This window comes from Butyricicoccus sp., assembly GCF_050872565.1.
Taxonomy (GTDB): domain Bacteria; phylum Bacillota; class Clostridia; order Oscillospirales; family Butyricicoccaceae; genus Butyricicoccus_A.
In genome coordinates this window covers 1-2,557 of sequence record NZ_JBNMHC010000318.1, presented here as the reverse complement: position 1 = coordinate 2,557, position 2,557 = coordinate 1, and the positions used below count along the sequence as shown (strand labels likewise).

Genomic DNA, 2,557 nt, shown 5'->3' with positions numbered 1-2,557 from the left:
GTTTCGATCTTCCGATGTAATATTGGCATTAAAACAAACCGCAGACATGGCTTCACCAACGAGAGCAGGCGTGTTGGGCATAACGCGAACCAGTTTTACCGGTTTTTCAAATCGGGCTTCGTTTGCGGCAAGGGTCTGTCCAGCAGCAATCATCACCACAATGGTTTCTGGCTGAATGACATCTCGAATTTCAGCAATGACTGTTTCATAGAGATATGGTTTAACAGAAAGTACAAGTACATCGGCTTGCGCTGCCGCTGCTGCGTTGTCCTTCTGAACGGTTTGAATGCCAAATTCTTCTTTTAATGCATCCAGCTTAGGAGCAGATGGGTTGCTTGCCAAAACACAATTTGGCGCAGCAAGACCAGATGAGAGAATACCGCCGATCATTGCTTTTGCCATGTTTCCGGCACCAATAAATGCATAATGTGTACTCATATAGATTCCTCCATGGTTTGAATTGTCTGTGCGATGTGCTGACACAGATCCTGTGTGGCGTGCGGTTTTGCGATTGCTTGGATGCTTTCCTGCAAGCGATCGATTCGTCCCGGACACTGGAATAGCAAATGCATGGCATCAGAAATCTGCCATGTTTTAGTAATATAAATCGCTGCACCGTTGGCTTGCAGAAATTCTACATTGCGGTCTTCTACACCCGGAAGCGGATGAATCATCAACATCGGCAGACCTTTGGCCAGAGATTCACTGGTTGTAATTCCGCCGGGCTTGCTCAGCAGACAATCCGCTGCATCCATGATTTCATCGACGTTGCTCACATAGCCAAATACTTTCATCGTGTTATGGGTCTGCAAAGCTTGGACTTTTTCCAAGAGCTTTTCATTTTTACCGCAGATTACGACAATTTGTACGTCAAAAGGTAATTCTTCAATGGATGCGATATATTCCGGCAAATCACCAAAGCCCATACCGCCGCTCATAATTAAAATGGTCGGCAGTGTTTCATGCAACCCAAATTTCTGACGCATTTCCAACTTGTCATGCTTTTCTTGGAATTGTTTGCGAATCGGGATGCCGAACGGCAAAACGCGGGAAAAATCAATGCCGCGGCGGGCAAATTGCGGTTGTAAATATTCGCTGGGAGCAACGATGTACTCGAAATATTCAACATCTTCCCAATAATTTTGCACGGTAAAGTCGGTAATGATACCGTAGCACGGACAGGTAATGGCACCATGTTCTTTGAGCAGATCAACAGCCTGTGCGGCATAGACCATGGTGCACACAATGCAGTCCGGTGCATATTCGTCGATGGCATGACGCAGACGCGAAGCGAGAAAGGCATCTGCCAGACGGGACGGCGTGTATTCGTTAAAGTCTTTTTCATCCTGCCGCGTATAGGCGTTGGATGCCATATCATGAAAATGGGATAGAGTTTTCATAGAAAGAAAATATCCGCTCGCCGTTGCTTTTTTCAGATGTGGACTGATATATTCATACATATCTAAAATTTTGCAGGAAGCGTCTGGATATTGTGCGGTAAAGCAATCAGAAATCGCTCCGGCGACAGCATTGTGGCCATTGCCTAATGGTGCGGTGATAATCAGTAGTTTCATAGTAGTCTCCCTGTTATCTTGTAAGTATTCTACCTATAAGTATACGGCAGAGAGAGAGAAATGCAAGCCAATGAAACAAAAAAAGAGGTGTATCCCAACAAAGTTGGAATACGCCTCTTTGCGTATATCTTATTATACCATAGGTTGCATGGTTTGTGCAACATCGTTGCAGGTCATCAGACCGGACATGATGCAGGCACCAGCGGCGCCTGTTTGCAAGACAGCAGGATAGCGTTCGGCGTTGATGCCGCCGATGCCAAATACCGGTAGATCTGTGGCTTGACAAACGGCACGCAAGAAAGATAATCCGCGCGGGGGAATACCCGCTTTGCAGTCGGTAGGAAATACATGTCCTGCCTGCACATACGTTGCAGGAGTATCCGCGAGTTGAGCGGCTTCTTCAGGCGAGTGAAGCGATACGCCGACGCGAGAAAAATCTGCGAGATCTTGTTTGTGCTGCATGAGCAGATGAAAGGGCAGATGAATGCCGTCACAGCCGATGCGCCGTGCCACAGCAATGTGTGAATTCAAATTGAGCGGAACATGGTGCTTTTCGCAGATGCGCAGACACTCTCGCGCCAATGCTTCATAATCGTGTTCTGACAAGTCTTTTTCGCGCAGAACAATGGCATACGGATGCTGTGCGGCAATGCGGTCAAGCCGCTGTAAAAAATCGTCCGGACATAACAGCCGGTGTGTCACGCAGATCAGCATCAGCCTGCATAAATATAGTCGGAGAATACCGGCTGCAAGCCTTCATCTAGGATGGCCTGACGCACTTCATTGACATCTCTGCCGTCCGAGATGATAAACTGCGGATCGCCCTTGGAATCCTCATCTTCGATGTGATCGCCGATGCCTGTCGAAACACCGGCAGAAATCTTGGTTGCGGCGATGTTGATGATACCGTTGCGATAGCCAGCGCGTTCACGGGTGGAAATTGTGATGCTGGCAAACGGCATGAACAGACGATACGCACAGAT

General features: G+C 47.7%; 3 protein-coding genes and 1 pseudogene. All 4 read right to left on the bottom strand.

What is annotated here, in order from left to right:
* The coding region (locus tag ACR0P9_RS10720; RefSeq protein ID WP_432619994.1) for a pyrroline-5-carboxylate reductase family protein at nt 1-438 on the bottom strand (438 nt) is incomplete at its 3' end.
* Nucleotides 435-1,574, bottom strand: coding sequence for an MGDG synthase family glycosyltransferase (locus tag ACR0P9_RS10715; RefSeq protein ID WP_432619992.1), 1,140 nt, complete (start codon nt 1,572-1,574; stop codon nt 435-437). The genes ACR0P9_RS10720 and ACR0P9_RS10715, both read right to left, overlap by 4 nt.
* Before the next feature lie 132 nt (nt 1,575-1,706).
* Nucleotides 1,707-2,288, bottom strand: a complete 582-nt coding sequence (locus ACR0P9_RS10710; RefSeq protein WP_432619990.1) for a thiamine phosphate synthase — start codon at nt 2,286-2,288, stop codon at nt 1,707-1,709.
* Nucleotides 2,288-2,557, bottom strand: a pseudogene (locus tag ACR0P9_RS10705) (2-iminoacetate synthase ThiH); the annotation flags it as partial. The pseudogene ACR0P9_RS10705 and the gene ACR0P9_RS10710, both read right to left, overlap by 1 nt.